At 54.7% G+C, this 18,948-nt stretch carries 16 protein-coding genes; 3 read left to right on the forward strand and 13 right to left on the reverse strand.

Translation table 11 applies throughout. The features are described 5' to 3' along the window. Positions 1-418: 418 nt before the first annotated feature. From FDP13_RS10355 to FDP13_RS10375, 5 genes are all read right to left on the reverse strand, one after another. Positions 419-1,045 (reverse strand): glycoside hydrolase family 19 protein, encoded by a 627-nt coding sequence (locus tag FDP13_RS10355; protein ID WP_012768057.1) that lies wholly within the window; start codon positions 1,043-1,045, stop codon positions 419-421. 212 nt (positions 1,046-1,257) lie between these two features. Beyond that, positions 1,258-2,400, reverse strand: a complete 1,143-nt coding sequence (locus FDP13_RS10360; protein WP_027710731.1) for an MFS transporter — start codon at positions 2,398-2,400, stop codon at positions 1,258-1,260. Further along, entirely contained in the window at positions 2,397-3,683 is a 1,287-nt protein-coding gene (locus tag FDP13_RS10365; protein WP_143839393.1) for a PDC sensor domain-containing protein, read from the reverse strand. Before FDP13_RS10365 ends, FDP13_RS10360 begins: the two co-directional genes overlap by 4 nt. Then, positions 3,680-4,711 carry a gamma-aminobutyric-acid receptor subunit beta gene (locus FDP13_RS10370; protein WP_143839394.1) on the reverse strand — a complete coding sequence of 344 codons (1,032 nt, stop codon included), beginning with the start codon at positions 4,709-4,711 and terminating at the stop codon, positions 3,680-3,682. The genes FDP13_RS10365 and FDP13_RS10370 overlap by 4 nt, the downstream gene beginning before the upstream one ends. A gap of 1 nt (position 4,712) precedes the next feature. After that, positions 4,713-6,083, reverse strand: coding sequence for a pyridoxal-dependent decarboxylase (locus tag FDP13_RS10375; RefSeq protein WP_143839395.1), 1,371 nt, complete (start codon positions 6,081-6,083; stop codon positions 4,713-4,715). Positions 6,084-6,540: 457 nt separating this feature from the next. Here FDP13_RS10375 and pelC point away from each other — a divergent pair, with 457 nt between their 5' ends. The 3 genes from pelC to pelZ all read left to right on the forward strand — a co-directional run bounded on the left by pelC (position 6,541) and on the right by pelZ (position 10,697). Next, entirely contained in the window at positions 6,541-7,668 is a 1,128-nt protein-coding gene (gene pelC / locus FDP13_RS10380) for a pectate lyase PelC (protein ID WP_012768052.1), read from the forward strand. A 466-nt stretch (positions 7,669-8,134) separates the two neighbouring features. After that, on the forward strand, positions 8,135-9,262 hold the full coding sequence (pelB, locus tag FDP13_RS10385) for a pectate lyase PelB (RefSeq protein WP_143839396.1): 1,128 nt from the start codon (positions 8,135-8,137) through the stop codon (positions 9,260-9,262). Positions 9,263-9,434: 172 nt separating this feature from the next. After that, positions 9,435-10,697: a pectate lyase PelZ gene (gene pelZ / locus FDP13_RS10390; protein ID WP_143839457.1), complete on the forward strand. Its 1,263-nt coding sequence runs from the start codon at positions 9,435-9,437 to the stop codon at positions 10,695-10,697. A gap of 208 nt (positions 10,698-10,905) precedes the next feature. On the opposite strand, the gene ppiA is transcribed toward pelZ, so the two are convergent. The 8 genes from ppiA to aroB all read right to left on the reverse strand — a co-directional run bounded on the left by ppiA (position 10,906) and on the right by aroB (position 18,911). After that, positions 10,906-11,481: a peptidylprolyl isomerase A gene (gene ppiA / locus FDP13_RS10395; RefSeq protein ID WP_033577034.1), complete on the reverse strand. Its 576-nt coding sequence runs from the start codon at positions 11,479-11,481 to the stop codon at positions 10,906-10,908. A gap of 243 nt (positions 11,482-11,724) precedes the next feature. Next, positions 11,725-12,879 (reverse strand): mandelate racemase family protein, encoded by a 1,155-nt coding sequence (locus FDP13_RS10400; protein WP_143839397.1) that lies wholly within the window; start codon positions 12,877-12,879, stop codon positions 11,725-11,727. Positions 12,880-13,176: 297 nt separating this feature from the next. Beyond that, on the reverse strand, positions 13,177-14,181 hold the full coding sequence (gene trpS / locus FDP13_RS10405) for a tryptophan--tRNA ligase (RefSeq protein WP_012768047.1): 1,005 nt from the start codon (positions 14,179-14,181) through the stop codon (positions 13,177-13,179). Between the two features lies 1 nt (position 14,182). Then, on the reverse strand, positions 14,183-14,881 hold the full coding sequence (locus FDP13_RS10410; protein ID WP_012768046.1) for a phosphoglycolate phosphatase: 699 nt from the start codon (positions 14,879-14,881) through the stop codon (positions 14,183-14,185). Next, entirely contained in the window at positions 14,874-15,551 is a 678-nt protein-coding gene (gene rpe, locus FDP13_RS10415) for a ribulose-phosphate 3-epimerase (protein ID WP_012768045.1), read from the reverse strand. Before rpe ends, FDP13_RS10410 begins: the two co-directional genes overlap by 8 nt. Positions 15,552-15,735: 184 nt before the next feature. Beyond that, complete coding sequence (dam, locus tag FDP13_RS10420) at positions 15,736-16,563, reverse strand: adenine-specific DNA-methyltransferase (RefSeq protein WP_012768044.1); 828 nt, start codon at positions 16,561-16,563, stop codon at positions 15,736-15,738. A gap of 76 nt (positions 16,564-16,639) precedes the next feature. Next, positions 16,640-17,692 (reverse strand): SPOR domain-containing protein, encoded by a 1,053-nt coding sequence (locus FDP13_RS10425; RefSeq protein WP_143839399.1) that lies wholly within the window; start codon positions 17,690-17,692, stop codon positions 16,640-16,642. Between the two features lie 133 nt (positions 17,693-17,825). Then, positions 17,826-18,911 carry a 3-dehydroquinate synthase gene (gene aroB / locus FDP13_RS10430; protein ID WP_033575497.1) on the reverse strand — a complete coding sequence of 362 codons (1,086 nt, stop codon included), beginning with the start codon at positions 18,909-18,911 and terminating at the stop codon, positions 17,826-17,828. Positions 18,912-18,948: the final 37 nt, after the last annotated feature.

Here is an 18,948-nt window from a genome sequence, read left to right on the forward strand (position 1 = left end):
AACAACCGTGATTATCGCATGAGTGAGCAAAAATCTTTTCCGGCTATATTTTCTTTTACTTTGGAACTGGCATAGAACATTCACACAGCCAACACGACATATCTTAATAAACGTCATTACCGTTTTATTATTTAAACGCGTGACAACGAACCGTTTATTTGTCTTGCTCGAATAAATCTATAGTAACCTTACTTAAAAAATATTTTGGTATCACTTTAGTATCAGTTTTATCAGTTCTATATCACTCAATCAGTTGCATCGAACCACAAAATACAATACTTAAAAATCATTAAATTACGGTTTATTTTTTATACAGAGCAGTATTCACCCGTTATGGCGAATATCGCCCCCAGATAAAACCGGAGTCCTCTGCAACCCCGGTATTTTTCGCTGGTCGGGATCAACCGACGGCGATGACTCAGCCAAAAGCACGTTTCGCTTTCGCCAGATAGTTTTTACGATCCGCCAGACCATTCAGACCACCATTAATTCGGCGGGTAATGGTATTGATGTCGTCCTGATCCGCGAATTCGCTTAGCCCATTCTTTTTCCAGAACCAAATCGCCGCCGCCACGGAAACCTCCGGGTTCTGGCTAATCAGATCCGGGTTGGTGACCAAATCCTGACCGATGGCGCTTCCACAGGTACGGTAGTTATCCCGCCCAGTCAGTTGAATCAAACCACGGCCTCGATATTTCCAGCCATCGCCGGTTTCCGTCGCCCCATTACCCAGCCGGTTGGCATAAACAATATTGGCGATCGACTCCGGTTTGCGTTCGCACTGCGCGGCCATCTCATCGGTGGTGAAGTAACGCCCGAACACCGATCGCAAACCTTTGGCGCTGTAATTCAAATTCTCTACCCGTGCGCGCAGTTCATTACTCTCGTGCGCAACCTGAGCGATGAAGTGTGCGAAACGCAACGGGGTATTAATCCCCGCGGTATTACACTCCTGCTGTAGTGCCGGCTGGAACAGCGCGAGATCGTCGGCACTGGCTGCCGTCATTACCTTTTTTAATTTTTCCTGGCTAATTTCAAGAGTCATTTGGTTTCCTCCTCAATGGCTTGACGCAGTCAGTTTGCAGAGGAAGTACGTTCCCTCTCTTGGGCAAACATCGGCAAAAAGCAGGGAAACATGCAGCAAAATCGGAAGAAATATGGATATGACGATCCCCCGGCAATAAACCGGAGGATCACGGAAGGCAAGAGGCGGGCCTCAGGCGGCTCTCATCAGGCGGCGGCATTGAGAAGCCGCGTTTATTGAAACGGTGTTTGGTGCTCAACCAATTCCCACACCAGATAACACAGGAACGCACAACCGACCACCACCAGCACCATGGTCATGCCTTCCGGCCCCATGCGGTCCATCATGAAACCGATGCCAATCAAACCGGCAATGCCGCCAAGGGAATCCATCATGGTGTAGCTCATGTTGGCGGACATCTGCTGCTGTGGGGGGAAACGATCGCCAATCAACGACAACCCGATGCTGTAAACACCCCCCATGCTACCGCCCCAGATATACAGCAGCACCAACGTAGCGCCGTAATCGGCATACACCGCCAGCGCCAGAAACACCGCGCACACTACTGAGCAGAAAATACAGAACGCGACGATCCACTGCCGGTTCACCCAGTCCGATAGCAAGCTGACCGCCATCCCAAGCGTGACGCTGCCCAGCATGAACATGGTCATCAGCAGCGATGCCCGCTCGTCCGTCAATCCGTCGCTGATGCCATACAACGTCAGAAAGTTGGGTAAACCATAAAAACTGACGCCGCCAACCAGCGCAGACACCAAAATGGCACGGGCATGACGGCAGACAAAACGAAAGCGCACCGCGGATACCGTTCCCGACTGCGGATTGATGTGGGCAATCCACACCAGCAGCAGCGCGCTCAGGCTCAGCAACGCGGTCAACCAGAACCGTTGCGTCATCGACACCTGCGTCAGTTGCAACAACACCGGCCCCAACGCCACCCCCAGCGATAGCGCCGCGGAAAACAACCCCATGACCACGCCGCGCCGCCGTAACGGCAATTGATTAAGCCAGGTCTGCAACAGGATCAACTGCATCCCGGTACACAGGCCATACCCCAGAATGCTGACCAGCCAGCCGGGATAAAATTGCTGCCACGCCATGCTGATACAGAGAGCCGAGCGTAACAAGACCAGCAGCAGCGTCGACCACGTCAGCCCGATCCATTGAATGATCCGGCTGAGTCGTTGGTGAAACAGCAACACCCCAATGATTTCGCAGGCCATGGCGACGCCAATCCACAAATTGTTGTGACCCTGCAAATTCATCAACACCGGGATGGTGACGTAATTGATACCGGAGACTAACTGGATCAAAAAGGTCTGCATGATCAATAAGATCGGTAATAAACGCCGCATCATTGCGCCTCCGGATATTTCTGCACCCGCCAGCTCAGCCACAACTGTCCTTTCTCCACCTGGCGGACCGTCACCTGCGCGGATACCGCTTCCGCCTGCCAGTGCAGGAAGCGCAGCCACCAGTCCGGGTCTTCATCCGCCACACTGTTCGGGTTGCCGCTTTGCGTCAGGCGGACCTCCAGCATCCAGTACAGCAGCCCTTCTTCCTTCAGGCTGACCTCAATCATCAGCGGTTGTTGTGCCAGTTGCCGCCACAGTTGGAAGCTCTGCAACCAGAAGCGGTGGTGATACTCCGGTGAGAAGTGGGCCTCCAGTACCTCGTGCGACGTGATCGTCAACGTGGAATCCGGGCAAGGCAGCAATGATGGCGCGGCGTTTTGCCACCATTCGCCCAGGTTTGCCTGCAACGCGTCATCCTTTTCCGCCGCCGGGTCAACGATGGTGAGCATCATCCCCGTCGGCGGCCGGGTATGCGTGCCGCCGCGCAGAAACAGCAGCGGTAGCGCCCAGTCATACAAGCGTTCCAGTTGCAAAGGCGATGTGGCTTGCAACAACGCGTAATAAGCCTGTTCGCGGCTGGTCAGTTGCATACGCACCTGCTGGCTGCTGCGCCGCATCCACCATACCGCCAGCCCCACGACTAAACCGAGAAACAGAATAGTAATAATGGCCTTACGAAATACCTGATTGAGCGCTTCCAGCCGCTGATAAAAGCTCGATAACTCCAGATCCATCGCCAGGATGCCGCGAAATACGCCTTGCCGATCGTAAAAAGGCGCATAAGCGCTGATAAAAACCCCCCATTCATCCCGATAGGGCTGTACCGACACGCCGGTTTTGTGCTCGCGCAAGGCATCAACCAGCTCCGACGGCGCATTGTCATAGACTTGCATTAATGCCGGAGGCAGGTCCGGTAGGCCGTCGCCATCGTTATCATTCTGTGGACTGGGATTGACGACGAACCGCACCTTGTCCTGATCCAGCACCGTGGTATAGATGTAGCGCACGTCCTGCGATGCCTGACGAATACGCTCCAGTTGCACCGCAAGCTGCTGGTAAACCGGGTCATCTCGCCCGGTACGCGCCGTGATGTTTTGATGGTCGTCGCCGGACAGCGTGGTCGCCGCTGATCGCACGTTCGACAGCAACCCGATTTTGATTTCCTGCTCCAGCGCGTTGATGGACTTGTGGTAGACCATGTAAGTCGAGAATCCCAGCAATCCGATAAAAATCAGGCTGGCGAACAGCGCTTCTGCCAGCGCCGTGCGTGAAGGTGAAGCGTTCATAGCGTGAGCCCCCGTATAATCAGCCAGCCGCCAATCGTCAGAAATCCGAGCGGGAAAGCCAGGCGGCAACGACGTATCAACCGCTCGTCTTCCAGCCCGCTCGCCCGGCGATGATGTGCAAAGATAATCAGTAGAATCGCAGCGAAAATGCTGCCATACCCGGCGATAATCATCTGGTCTATGACGGTGGTGTAAGGCAGGCGCGGCAGAATGTTGCTGGTGTAAAACGCGTAGGCCACCACCGTTAACATCAACGTAAAAGAGGTTTGCAACCGCTCGGAGAACGACTCCAGCCAGAACACACTCCAGGAAGCGGCGATAATCAGCCCCAGCGGCAGAATGAAACTCCACAGGTAGTACGACGGATTACGCACCGCGTCTATCTGCACCGTAATGCGGGAAAACTCATTCTGGTTGGGCTGTACACTGCTCAGATGGTCGTAACGGATATCGCTAATGTGGGTTGACGCTTTACCGCGGACCCACCATTCATCGATCTCTTCGTTATCAATATTCTCGGTGTAGACCTGGATGCTGCTGAACCGCAACTGCTGGTTGTTATAGGAAAAAGGCTCCAGTTCCAATACGAACTGTTGATGATCAAACGGGAACAGCCGAAAATCCATGTCATTGCTGAACGCTCCCAGAAAGCGGGCGTTATAGATAACCCGCCCATCGGGAAACAGCATCAGGCGTTTATTACCGGTGTCCGGGCTGCCGACCACGTTGATGAACTCCAGCGCCGGAACCCATAGACCGCCGGTGATCCAGCGCTCGATCTGGTTATTTTCAATAATCAAAGGCTTATCGCCGGGTGTTTTACGCGGTTTACCGGTCCATTGCGCGACGATATACCCATCGACTTTATAGGTCTGTTCCAGCGTGTTCACGCCGTAGATCTTATTGATGAAAATACTCACGCTCACATCGACCGGCCGGACGTCGGCAGTATTATCTCCTCCTGCCGCCCACGTCTGCATCGCACACAGCAACCCGCCAAGCCCGAGCAATATCCACAGTATTCGCATATCACGCCTCCTTCTCTGTGGGAAAAGCGCCGGGCTGCGCAAGCGTCCACAACAGGTTATCCACCAGCGCTCGATGGCAATGCGGCAACACCACCAGATGGCAGAAAAGCATGGGCTTTCCCTGCACCATCAGTTGGTCGCTGGATAATGAGAAACGATCGATAATCGATTGATGCGGCGCGCTGAACTGCACTATCAGCGAACCGCTGAGTAGCGGTTGCAGAAACAATCGCTCCCGTTCGGGGTCAAGCCGCTCAAACAGATAGCGGAGCCGCTGGTAAGCGTAACGCTGTATCTCGTGACAGCGGCGGATCATGTCCTGCTGCCCCTGCTCGCCGAGGCGGCACAGTTGGTTCCACAACACCACCGCAGACAAACCGGGACGCGAGCCGGATAAGGTGGCATCCCCGCTGCCGATATAAGTCGGCCGGTTGAGCGCTACCGTACGGTAAGGCTCGGACAGCATCACCACGCCGCACGGCCACGGCATACTCAGCCATTTATACGGACTGGCGCAAATGGAATGCAGCGATGCCGCCTGTGCATCAATCGCCAGTCGGCGCCCTTCCGGTTCGGGCCAAAACGGCAGATAGTTGGACGACAGCGCACCATCGACATGCAGCCAATAGCTACGTTGTTGCGGCGTATTCGGCGGCAATCGCCGCTGTAATTGCGCCGTAATCTGCCGCCAGTCGTCACAGGCGCCGCTAAACGTGGTCCCACTGGTGAGGCAAATAACCACCGGCCGTCGGTAGCGATAAAAAAACGTCGCCAATTGCAGCAAACTCCCCACATCCACACGACCGGCGTCATCGCAAGGCAACGCCCGCGGCCATACTCCAGCGTTGATCGGGCAACGCCCCAGCGAGGGGCCCGCCTCGGCGGGGGTTGCTAATTGCAATACCCGGCACGCCTTGGCCAGCGAATAGTGGCTGCGTTCGGAATACAGTACCACCGGCGCGTAGCGTGCGCCTGCGGCGGCCGGCCACTGCGTAGTGGGCGCTCCGCACAGAAAATCGCGCGCATTCCACAGCGCAAACAGATTGCCTTCGGTCGACCCCATCGCCGTCAGGTATCCCCAGTATGGCGACGGCAGGCGCCACAACCTGGCGTAATAATCCAGCACCGCTCGTTCAAAACGCTTGCTGTTCACCTGATAAGCGCCGGGTTCCATGCTGTCTCCCAGGTTTAACAGGTTCATCCCCAGCAGCGGGCGCAGCCCGGCGTCGAACTCCCCCTGCTGATTGGTTTGAAAACCGGCAAAATGCCGCCGTTGTTCCTCCATGTGTGCGATATAAGTGCGCAAGATTCGCCTTCGTACCACATCGTGCAGCCCTTCGGCCAAAATCGTCAGCTCATCAACCGGTTGCATATCTTCACCCTCTGCTCATTTCAGTGATAACAGCAGGGTAGGGAATCACTCGATTAACGAGCGCGGCTATTCAGCGTGGAAATACGGCGAAATGCGGGAGAGAAAGGAAAGCACGCACCGCACATTCCCCATCATGGGCACATCGTCATGCCAGTGAGCGGCTTCACAATTCATACCAAACCAAAACCATGAAGATTTACTAAACAGTTTCATCCAGTGTCATTAGCGGAATCCGTTAGCGTGAGCTCGCTCAAAACTATTAGAAAATCTATTCGATCCGGATAATGAAATGGCATTTCAATTATTGAATTGTTTGATTTTTACACTAAGACTGACGTGGGTTACCGGAATGGATTGGCAAGCCTTACCCATGCATCCCGGTCAACACCCACTACGGGCGCAGGGAATAACTCATGCCCACAACATATTTATGGTTTAGAGAAAAGGAATACTGGCTATGAAATCACTCATTACCCCAATTACCGCTGGACTGTTACTGGCGCTCAGCCAACCTTTGCTGGCCGCTACCGATACCGGCGGCTACGCCGCTACCGCGGGGGGCAACGTGACGGGTGCCGTCAGCAAGACCGCAACCTCGATGCAGGATATCGTCAATATCATCGACGCCGCACGTCTGGATGCCAACGGCAAAAAAGTGAAAGGCGGCGCCTATCCGCTGGTAATCACCTATACCGGTAACGAAGACTCGTTGATCAACGCCGCTGCCGCCAATATCTGCGGCCAGTGGAGCAAAGACCCGCGTGGCGTAGAAATCAAAGAGTTCACCAAAGGCATCACCATCATTGGCGCCAACGGTTCTTCCGCCAACTTCGGCATCTGGATTAAGAAATCCTCCGATGTGGTGGTACAGAACATGCGTATCGGTTACCTGCCGGGCGGCGCTAAAGATGGCGACATGATCCGCGTCGACGATTCGCCGAATGTCTGGGTTGACCATAACGAATTGTTCGCCGCCAACCATGAGTGCGACGGCACGCCGGACAACGACACCACCTTTGAATCCGCCGTTGATATCAAGGGCGCGTCGAACACCGTCACCGTCTCCTACAACTACATCCACGGTGTGAAAAAAGTAGGTTTGGATGGTTCCAGCAGCAGTGATACCGGCCGCAATATTACCTATCACCATAACTACTACAACGACGTTAACGCCCGTCTGCCGTTGCAACGTGGTGGTCTGGTTCACGCTTACAACAACCTGTACACCAACATCACCGGTTCCGGCCTGAACGTGCGCCAGAACGGCCAGGCACTGATCGAAAACAACTGGTTCGAGAAGGCGATAAACCCGGTCACCTCCCGTTATGACGGCAAAAACTTCGGTACCTGGGTGCTGAAGGGCAACAACATCACCAAACCGGCCGACTTCTCTACCTACAGCATCACCTGGACGGCCGACACCAAGCCTTATGTGAATGCCGACAGTTGGACCTCCACCGGCACCTTCCCGACCGTGGCCTACAACTACAGCCCGGTCAGCGCACAATGCGTGAAGGACAAACTGCCTGGCTATGCCGGCGTGGGTAAAAATCTGGCCACGCTGACCAGCGCAGCCTGTAAATAATCTCACGCAGAGGCAGGCGCACAGCCTGACTCACCGGGTTATCCCACCCTCGAGCGGGCTCAATGCCCGCTCTTTTTTTGCTACCGACCCACTGAGAACCCGGCAAGATGCGCGAGCCTGACGTCGCTTTTCAGACAAATTTAATAATCAATAGCTTTTTAATTATTAACGGTTATAAGCGACAGGTCGGAACTCCGTCCACAAAAAGTGACGCCTGTCATAATTCGAAAAAACATAATAGATACTAATAATGAACCGGCGTTCCAACTATTGAAATGTGTCCTTTTTGAGCTAAAACTGAGCACAGGTTGATGCGTGTGATCCGGTTTTACTTATCTATACCCGACGTGATTCATGCGACTAACAGGAAACATGGCGGGAATACCCCTACCGCACCAACCATAAGTAAGGGCATGTGGAACGATAAATGCCCACCTCATATTTTTAAAAAACAGGAACACGACTCATGAAATCACTCATTACTCCGATTGCCGCCGGCCTGCTGTTGGCCTTCAGTCAATACAGCCTGGCCGCGGATACCGGCGGTTATACCAAAACGGACGGTGGTGACGTCTCCGGTTCGGTGAAGAAAACAGCCAGCTCAATGCAGGACATCATCAATATCATTGAAGCCGCAAAAGTCGATGCCAAAGGTAAGAAGGTGAAAGGCGGGGCTTATCCGCTGGTGATTACCTATACCGGTAACGAAGATTCGCTGATCAACGCGGCAGCGGCGAATATCTGCGGCCAGTGGAGCAAAGATGCCCGCGCTGTGGAAATTAAAGACTTCACCAAAGGTATCACCATTATCGGTGCCAACGGTTCTTCCGCTAACTTCGGTATCTGGATCGTCAACTCTTCCGACGTCGTGGTACGCAACATGCGTATCGGCTACCTGCCGGGCGGGGCTCAGGACGGCGACATGTTCCGTATCGACAACTCGCCGAACGTCTGGCTGGATCATAACGAATTGTTTGCCGCTAACCACGAGTGCGACGGTACTAAAGATGGCGACACCACCTTCGAATCCGCGTTCGATATCAAAAAAGGCGCGACTTACGTCACCATCTCTTACAACTACATCCACGGCGTGAAGAAAGTCGGCCTGTCTGGTTTCAGTTCCTCCGACACGGCTGAACGCAACATCACCTATCACCACAACATCTACAGCGACGTCAATGCGCGTCTGCCGTTGCAGCGCGGTGGTAATGTCCACGCGTATAACAACCTGTACACCGGTCTCACCAGTTCCGGCCTGAACGTCCGCCAGAACGGCAAGGCGCTGATCGAAAACAACTGGTTCGAAAACGCGGTGAACCCGATCACTTCCCGCTATGACGGCAGCAACTTCGGCACCTGGGTACTGAAAGGCAACAACATCACCAAACCGGCTGATTTCGCCACCTACAAAATTACCTGGACGCCGGATGCGAAAGAGTACCGCAATGCTGACACCTGGACCTCCACTGGCACCTACCCGGCCGTGCCTTATAGCTACAGCCCGGTGAGCGCACAGTGCGTGAAAGACAAACTGGCCAACTACGCCGGTGTAGGCAAAAACCTGGCCACGCTGGCCAGCTCAGCGTGTAAATAATCAGTTCCCGTCAGCATCGCTGATGTCTGGAACGCCCTCCGCCCGGCTCTGCCGGGCGGTTATTGCAGGATTTATTCTGGGCGAGAGAGTTCTCTTTACTCGCCCGTTTTTTTATTTAGCAACGCCTCGCCATCAGGCAGGACAAGCCCCCCGGCATAGGGATCAAGCCATGATGAAACACACCCTGTTATTCACATTGTTATTCAGTACCAGCGTCCTGACCGCTCAGGCCGCCAGTACTGCTGCCCCTGACCTGAAAGGATTCGGCACCGAGACGGTAGCCGGCAGCGGCGGCAAAGTTATTCGCGTCACCACTCTGGCATCCAGCGGCGCCGGCTCGCTGCGCGAAGCATTGGCTACCAAAGGCCCGCGTATTATCGTGTTTGAAGTGGGCGGTATTATTGATCTTAACGAGCAAGACATCCGGCTCGCCGAACCCTACGTCACCATTGCCGGGCAAACAGCGCCATCGCCCGGCATCACCCTGGTTAAGGGCGGTATGTCGATCACCACCCATGACGTACTGATGCAACATATCCGTTTCCGCATCGGCGATAACGGCCACGCCAAGAAGAGCGGCTTTGAAAAAGACGTGTCGCTCACCGGGCCGAACGCCTACAACGTGGTAGTGGACCACTGCAGCTTTGCCTGGGGCACCGATGAAAACCTGTCGGTTTCCGGCCCGCGTTACGACGGCCAGTCCGGCACCGCGCATAACGTCACCTTCTCCAACAACATCATTGCAGAAGGTCTGTACGACTCCAGCCACTCTAAAGGCATTCACTCGATGGGCACGCTGGTCCACGATAACGTGACCAACGCGGCAATCATCGGCAACCTGTATGCCCACAACAACGAGCGTAACCCGTGGTTCAAGGGCGCGACCACCGGCGTTGTCGTCAACAACCTGATCTACAACCCAGGTATTTGGGGCGTTCGTATTGGCGCAATTCAGAGCGAATGGGAAGGTCGTTCCCTGCCGGTTAACGCCAAAGTAGCAATCGCCGGCAACGTGATGTATCACGGCGCCAACACCAAGTCTGACTTGTCGCTGGTTGGCAGCAATACCACCGGCGGCGATGTCTGGATGAGCGATAACCTGGCCTTCGACAAAGCAGGCAAAGCCGTGGCGCAAACCTCCGGCACGGGCATTAACCTGCTGAAATCGGCGCCGGTGTGGCCCACCGGGTTGACTGCGATCAGCGCCTCGTCGGTAGCCAATCAGGTGACACAACATGCCGGCGCTCGTCCGAAAGACCGCGACACGGTGGATAAACGCATCGTTAACGACTTCCAGAAACGCAGCGGCACATTCGTCAACAGCCAGAGCGAAGTGGGAGGGTATCCGACCGCCGCAGCCACCAAACGCGCGCTGACGATCCCGAGCACGAATGTGGATGCCTGGTTGCAGCAAATGGCTAAAGAGCTGGAATAAATTACTCCGGTACTCTCTGCCATTGAAAATGCCAGTCACGCGCCCGTGGCTGGCATAGCCTATTTGATTGGCCGATACAGGTGCAATAACCGGGGAAAGAAAGGCGCAAGCGGACGCATAGCGTCGATTGAAATGAAAAGTCCCCTTGCCGTTTAACAGCAAAGGGACAGGTTAACCTCTCATCAGGACATGTCGGGTCAGCAGGTGGTTATTTCTTAATAATCTTCACTGATTGAATCACAATCGGTTTAGAAGGCACATTCTGGTACGGCCCAACATTTTCTGTCTGAACCTGAGAAATCTTGTCAGCCACTTCCATGCCTTTTACCACTTTACCGAAGACGGCGTAGCCAAAATCACGCTGGCCATGATCCAGAAAAGCGTTATCCGCAACATTGATAAAGAACTGGCTGGTAGCGCTGTCTTTTTCGCTGGTGCGTGCCATGGATATGGTGCCACGCAGGTTACGCAGGCCATTGTCCGCTTCATTCTTGATAGGCGGATTAGTCGGTTTCTGTTTCATATCACTGCTGAAACCGCCACCCTGAACCATGAACCCAGGGATCACCCGGTGGAAGATAGTGCCGTTGTAAAAACCACTGTTGACATAATCAACAAAGTTTTTCACAGAAACCGGCGCTTTTTGATCATCCAGAGCCAGTTCGATGTTGCCCGCAGAGGTTGTCAGCAGCACATGGGTGGACGTGGGAGTAGCGGCAAAAGCCGGTGAAAAGGCGGTCAGAGAAAGTACAGTGACTACCGCTGCCAGTATACGTTTTGACATGAAGAATTCCTTTTGAGGACCAACGACAGAAAGCGTACCGATTTTAAATAGCCGTCCCTTTCTGCGCTACCCATTTACCTTTTTTTACGCGATCCCGACCACCCATCGGCGAAAAAAAGAGCACTATTTGCTCTATTGCCCGCCTGAATGACAATGCGATGGTCACGATCAGACTTCCCCGGCACCCATATTGCGTGACCGGGGAAGGAAAACGGTCAAAAGGAAGATACACCGCAAGCCTGATTAGTGCTGGCTCAACGTATGCGCCTCAATCCAGTCAAAATTGATGTCCTCGCCCAGGCCGGGCCGCTGCGACAGGTGTACAAAACCGTCTTCGTCCATTGGATCTACCAGCGAATTCAGATAAGCGACGGGCTCATCGTAGTTGAGGAACGGATGCAGCAGGCCGCGCTCGTACCAGCGGCAGTTTTTAATCGCCCCCACCACCGCCAGATTGGGCGCGCCGTTGCCGTGGATTTCGCAATCCATACCGAAGGCTTCCGCCAGATGCGCCACCTTCAGGCACGGCGTGATTCCGCCCACGCCCTGCACCCCGGCGCGCAGAATGTCGCAGGCCCCTTCCTTCACCCAGTCGGCACGGCTGAAGTATTTCCCGCCCAGACTTTCCGGCCCGATCACATCGATGTCCAGATTCTTGTTCAGCCAGCTGTAGGACGCCATGCTCTGCTCTTCCATCGGCTCTTCGAACCAGGTGAAGTTCAGTTTTTGCAGTTCACGGCCGATGTACAGCGCCTCGCTGCGGCTGTACCAGTGGTAGCCGTCCAGCATCAGGCAGATATCCGGCCCCACCGCCTCGCGCACCGCCGCACAGGCTTTCACGTCCATTTGCGGGCTCGGCGCGAACGACACCGGCGGCATCCAGGTGTGCAGCTTGATGGCCTTGTAACCACGCTGTACCAGTTTTTCGGCGAACTGGCCGTACTCCTCCGGCGTCGACAGGCCGCCCTTCAGCTCGTCGCCGCACATGGTGCTGCCGTAGGCCGGCACTTTGTCGCGGTAGCCGCCCAGCAGCTTATACACCGGCACGTTCAGCGCCCGCCCGGCCAGATCCCACAATGCCTGCTCGATGATGGCCAGCGCCCGGTCGGTCAACTGGTTGGCGCTGCCGCGCTGCCAGTGCACCAGATCCTGCCACAGGCGTTCACGATCAAACGGATCCTGCCCAATCAGCACCTTGCGGAAAAAACTGTTCACCACATACGGACGAACCACTTCCGGCGGCGCAAACGCATAGCCTTTGTGCCCGTCATCGGTGCTGACAGTCAGGAGCGCCATGCTGGCCTGATGCTCATCGCCCGGATGGGAATGCCCGGCGCTGTCGGAAACGCGGCGAGTGGGATAAGTGAAGACGGTGACGTCGATCGATTCAATTTTCACGTTGATTACCTGCCTGAAGGTGGAGCGCCTACCAGCACGGGCTTTTATGTATGCAGTAATAATAAAAACACGGTGCTGATTTAATAAAATTGCGTTTTATTTATATCGATTATTGAGGAAGTCTGCTGTGAGGTCATTAGGCAATTTATAACATTTGTGAAAATTATCCGCCCTATGATTAGGCATTTGCCCTATTTACACTCTTTTTTCAGTTATGCGCCCGCCATTCATCCATAAAAAAACGCCGCCCCTGGTATGGAGACGGCGCTGTCTGAACGGCGACGAACGCAAATCAGGTTACGGACGTGCGACAAATCCCACCACGTCATACACCTTACGCAGAGTTTCCTGCGCACGCGCGCTGGCTTTTTGCGCGCCATCGCGCATCACCTGCTGCAAGAACGCTTCATCATCACGGAAGCGGTGATAACGCGCCTGCAACTCGCTCAACATACCGGATACGGCATCGGCTACCGCGCCTTTCAGGTGACCATACATCTGCCCTTCAAACTCTTTCTCCAGGTCGGGGATGGATTTCCCCGTCACCCCGGAGAGAATATCCAGCAGGTTGGAAACTCCCGCCTTGTTTTGCTGATCATAGCGCACCACCGGCGGCTCGTCGGAATCGGTTACCGCACGTTTGATCTTCTTCACCACCGATTTCGTGTCTTCCAGCAACCCGATGACGTTATTACGGTTATCATCCGACTTGGACATCTTTTTGGTGGGCTCCAGCAGGGACATCACCCGTGCGCCGGATTTAGGAATAAACGGCTCCGGCACACGGAAAACGTCGCCGTAAATCGCGTTGAAGCGCTGGGCGATATCCCGGCTGAGTTCCAGATGCTGTTTCTGATCTTCACCCACCGGCACCTGATTGGTTTGGTACAGCAGGATATCGGCCGCCATCAGGACCGGATAGTCGAACAGCCCGGCGTTGATGTTTTCCTCATAACGGGCGGACTTGTCCTTGAATTGGGTCATGCGGCTCAGCTCGCCGAAATAGGTGTAGCAGTTCAGCAGCCAGCTCAACTGTGCGTGTTCCGGCACATGCGACTGAACGAAAATCGTGCTCTTTTGCGGGTCGATGCCACAGGCCAGATAAAGCGCCAGCGTATCCAGCGTCGCCTTGCGTAATTGCTGCGGATCCTGACGTACGGTGATCGCGTGCTGATCGACGATGCAATAGATGCAGTGAAAATCATCCTGCATATTGACCCACTGACGTAACGCACCCATGTAGTTACCAATGGTCAACTCGCCTGACGGCTGTGCGCCGCTAAATACAATGGGCTTACTCATGTCATGCTTCCTGATCGTTTAAAAAGGGTAACCCGTCAAGGGTCAATAAATCCGCAAAGCGATCCAACACCACGTCAGGGTGACTCAGGGCGATCGCCTCGCCGTAGTTATAACCGTACGTCATACCGACGCAAGGACATCCGGCAGCGCGGGCTGCCTGTATATCATTACGCGAGTCGCCGACAAACAGCAATTCGTTCACCCGTAGACCCAACTTACCCAGCACCATATATAACGGTGCCGGATGCGGTTTTTTCTCGGTTACGTCATCGCCGCCCAAAATCAGCGAGAAATAGCGCCCAATCCCCAGCATATCCAGCAGCGGCGCGACAAACGGCGTCGGTTTATTGGTGACCACCGCCATACGAAAACCGCGTCCGGCCAGTTCGGCCAGTGTGTCCTGCACCTCTGGGAACAATAGACTGCCGCTGTCTACCGTGCGGGCATAATACTTATCGAACAGCGTTCGGGCGTCCTGAATCTGCCTGTCCGTCGGCTCCATCCCCGCCCAACGTAATGCACGTTCCACCAGCACATCGGCGCCGTTGCCAATCCAGGTCGATACCCGCTCTTCGCCCGCATGGGGCAGCGACAACGCACCTAATGCCATATCCACGGCTTTAGCCAGCCCCGGCGCACTGTTGACCAGCGTACCATCCAGATCAAACGCCAACCCACGAATCGCAGCAAAATCAGTCATGACGCACTGCCTTCAGTTCCTGCCGCATACTGTCAATCACCGCACGATAATCCGGCTGGCCGAAAATTGCTGAACCGGCCACGAACATGTCGGCGCCGGCAGCCGCAATCTGGGCGATGTTATCCACTTTGACGCCGCCATCCACCTCAAGGCGGATGTCATAGCCGCTTTCATCAATTCGCCGACGCACCTGACGTAGCTTATCCAGCGTAGATGGAATAAACGACTGGCCGCCAAAGCCCGGATTCACCGACATCAGCAGAATGATGTCCAGCTTATCCATCACATAATCAAGATAACTCAGCGATGTCGCGGGGTTAAACACCAGTCCGGCTTTACAACCATGACTCTTGATCAGTTGCAACGTACGGTCGACATGCTCGGATGCTTCGGGATGAAACGTAATGAAGCTGGCTCCCGCTTCGGCAAAATCAGGTATCAGTCTGTCCACCGGTTTGACCATCAGATGCACATCCACCGGCGCGGTGATGCCGTAGTTGCGCAAGGATTTCAGCACCAGCGGGCCAATCGTCAGATTAGGAACGTAGTGGTTATCCATCACATCAAAGTGAACGACATCCGCCCCGGCAGCCAGCACGCGCGCGGTGTCCTCACCAAGACGGGCAAAGTCAGCCGACAAAATAGACGGGGCGATTAAAAACGGTTTCATGCGTTTCTCCAAACCATCAAGTCTGCATTCTGCTGCCGGGTTCGGCCATTGACGGCACGCCTGTACAGCCACTCTGTTGGGGAACAATATGTTTACGAACAACAGTATTCATGAACCACACTGTTCGCGGGGGAACACAGGATACCTTTTCACTGGTTCCCCCGCCCATCGCGCGTTACCACGCTCAGGGCGTCGCCTGACAATACAACGCCAGCAATTCATTCACCTTACTGCGGCCCGAAATATTGCGGCTGATGGTACGGCGCGCTTTGACCACATACAACGATGACGCATCACGATACCATTCACGAGTCAGCACCGTATCATGATTGGAAATCAGCACCGGGATCTGGTTTTGCGACGATAACCGTTGCGCCAGTTGCGCCAGGTTTTGCTGGTCCTGATAGTTAAAGTTGTTAGTGTGGTACGCCGTAAAGTTGGCCGTCGCCGACAACGGCGCATAAGGCGGATCGCAATACACCACCGAACCCGAGGTCGCGTTGGTCAGCGTCTGTTGATAATGCTCGCAAACGAACGTCGCGTTCTGTGCCTTTTCCGCAAACCAATAAAGCTCTTCTTCCGGAAAATAGGGCTTTTTATAGCGCCCGAACGGCACATTGAACTCACCCCGCATGTTATAGCGGCACAGACCGTTATAACAATGCCGGTTCAGATACAGAAACAACAATGCCCGACGATAGTCATTGGTACAGAGGTTGAACTCGTCTCTCAGCTGATAAAATACATCCGAGGTGTTGACCTCATCGATAAACAGCTTGCGGGCATCGCTGATAAAAGCATCGGTCTCGTTTTTAACGATTTTATAGAGATTAATCAGATCGCTGTTGATATCAGCCAGAATATAGCTGTCGTAGTCGGTATTGAGAAACACCGAACCCGCACCCACGAAAGGCTCGATTAATCGCTCTCCCGCTGGCAGATATCGGCGAATCTCCTCAACCAGCGGATATTTCCCACCGGCCCATTTTAAGAACGCGCGGTTTTTCTTCATGCCGTCGTTAGTTACTCACACAGTTCAGAGCCACGGATTGTACTCTGTTAAGACAGCACATCAGGGCCAATTGGTGTTACTTGGTCAAGTCCTGCTTCACCTGACGGATCGGCCTGACCCATGGTTTTTTCGCCTGAACATCAGCAGGCAGGGACGCAATAGCACGCTTGGCATCTTCCGGCGAGGCGTAAACACCATTCACCAGAACATACCAGGGCCGCCCGTCGCGTTTCGTTTCATATACCCAGTAATTCGTCAGCCGCTGTTCCCGCGCATACGTCTTGAGGGAGTCTTCGCGGGACGCACTGCTGAGTTGCACAGTGAAGTGGCTGGCAGGCGCACTCTGAATAGCCGCATTGCCCTGACTTCCCGTCGATGTCGCCGGTTTAACCGCCGTCACCGGCTTACTGGACGGAGCAGGCGTTACTGCCGTCGTCGGTGCCCGATGGGTATTCGTTGCAGGTTTAGCCGCTTCTTTGGCCTCGGCGGCGGTTTTATGGGATGCCGGCGCTGACGGTTTTTCTGCCTGCACATGGGAAGGCGACTTCTCTACGGACGGCGTGCGTGCGCCTTTAGCCGTCGGCGAGAACACGGTTGCCGGCTCGGTCGGTAACCCGGCGGAAAACGCGTTAATCCGATCCTGCTGCTGAGGCTGAGACAGCGCATCAGTGATGTTACCCGGCAATTCAATACGCTGCTGGCCGTTGCTCTGCGCAGACAACGGCGCCTGCGTAGGCGTGCCGGAAACAGGTTGGCCGCTCAACGTCTGCGGCGCTCCGGTTCCCCCCGTGTTCTGGTTGCCCGTCGGTGCAGGAGAAGACGGCGGAGACGCTGCCGGTGATGCGGCCTGTTCCTGACTGGAAGACATAGACGATGACAGGTCGATATTCTTACCAGAGCCTGACGATTGCGACGATGCGGAAGAGGAATTCTGGCTGGGAGATTGCAAAGCAGAACCTATGCCGATGATCAACAGCACCAGAACGACGATACCAATACCAATCATGGTGTGTTGTCTGGATAGCGAAACACTGGGGGCAGAGAAGCTTTTGCTGCGTCTCTGCTGACGCACCGGGCGTCTATCGCTGGTATCCGGCTTCAGCTCTTCTTCCGGATTGAACTCATCCATTTATACCCTCCAACTGAAAGGCTAGCTTCCGCGCACATCTCACACTGCGAAAGACTAAATCATAAGGCATTGTATTTTAAACGTAAACTACTGCGACGCCACCTGCTGGCTATTCAGCCGGCCGATGGCGGATTTAGGGAAGGCAGTCGGCTATCGATGCCAACACCAGTTCGTGTGATACGCCGGAACGAACTTCCGATTGACCAATCGCCGTAGGCAGAACCAGACGTAGCTCTCCTGCCAGAACCTTCTTATCCCGCATCATGTGCGGCAGATACGCTTGCGGAACCATTTCGCGCGGCCCGGTAACAGGCAATCCGGCACGCAGCAACAGGGCTTTGATACGCTCGACATCGTCAGCATTCAACTGGCCGAGACGGCGTGCGGCCTGCGCCGCCATCACCATACCCGCGGCTACGGCTTCGCCATGCAGCCAGTTGCCATACCCCATTTCCGCTTCAATGGCATGTCCATAAGTGTGGCCTAAATTCAGCAAGGCGCGCAGTCCGGACTCACGTTCATCCGCCGCCACCACTTCCGCCTTCAGTTCACAACAACGGCGAATGCAGTAGGCCAACGCGGCGCTTTCCAGGTTACGAACCTCATCGATATGCGTTTCAAGCCACTCGAAAAAGGCGCCGTCGAGAATAATGCCGTATTTGATCACTTCAGCCAGACCGGAAGAGAGCTCGCGTGCCGGCAACGTCTTAAGACAATCCAGATCGACAACCACTGAAGCCGGCTGGTAAAACGCGCCAATCATGTTTTTACCAAGCGGATGATTGACGGCCGTTTTGCCGCCGACAGAGGAATCAACCTGAGACAACAACGTGGTGGGAACCTGAATAAAGCGCACGCCGCGCTGATAACAGGCCGCGGCAAATCCGGTCAGATCGCCAATGACGCCGCCGCCCAGCGCGACCAACGTCGTATCGCGGCCATGCGGTTTAGCGAGTAATGCGGAAAATACCTGCTCCAGCACAGCCAAAGACTTGAACTGTTCACCATCAGGCAAAATGACCTGATCCACCCGCACACCACTTTTCTCCAACCGATCACGCACCGCATCCAGATACAGCGGAGCCAACGTTTCATTGGTCACCAGCATGGCCTGATCGCCCGCTTTCAGCGGCATAAAAGAAGCCGCATCATTGAAAAGACCGGCAGCTATCGTAATGGGGTAACTACGTTCCCCGAGGGTTACGGTGACTCTTTCCATGCGCGTTCCATTGATCTGTCAGAAACCTGCGGTATAC

Origin of the sequence: Dickeya sp. ws52, from assembly GCF_007210685.1 — a bacterium.
Classification (GTDB): domain Bacteria; phylum Pseudomonadota; class Gammaproteobacteria; order Enterobacterales; family Enterobacteriaceae; genus Dickeya; species Dickeya chrysanthemi.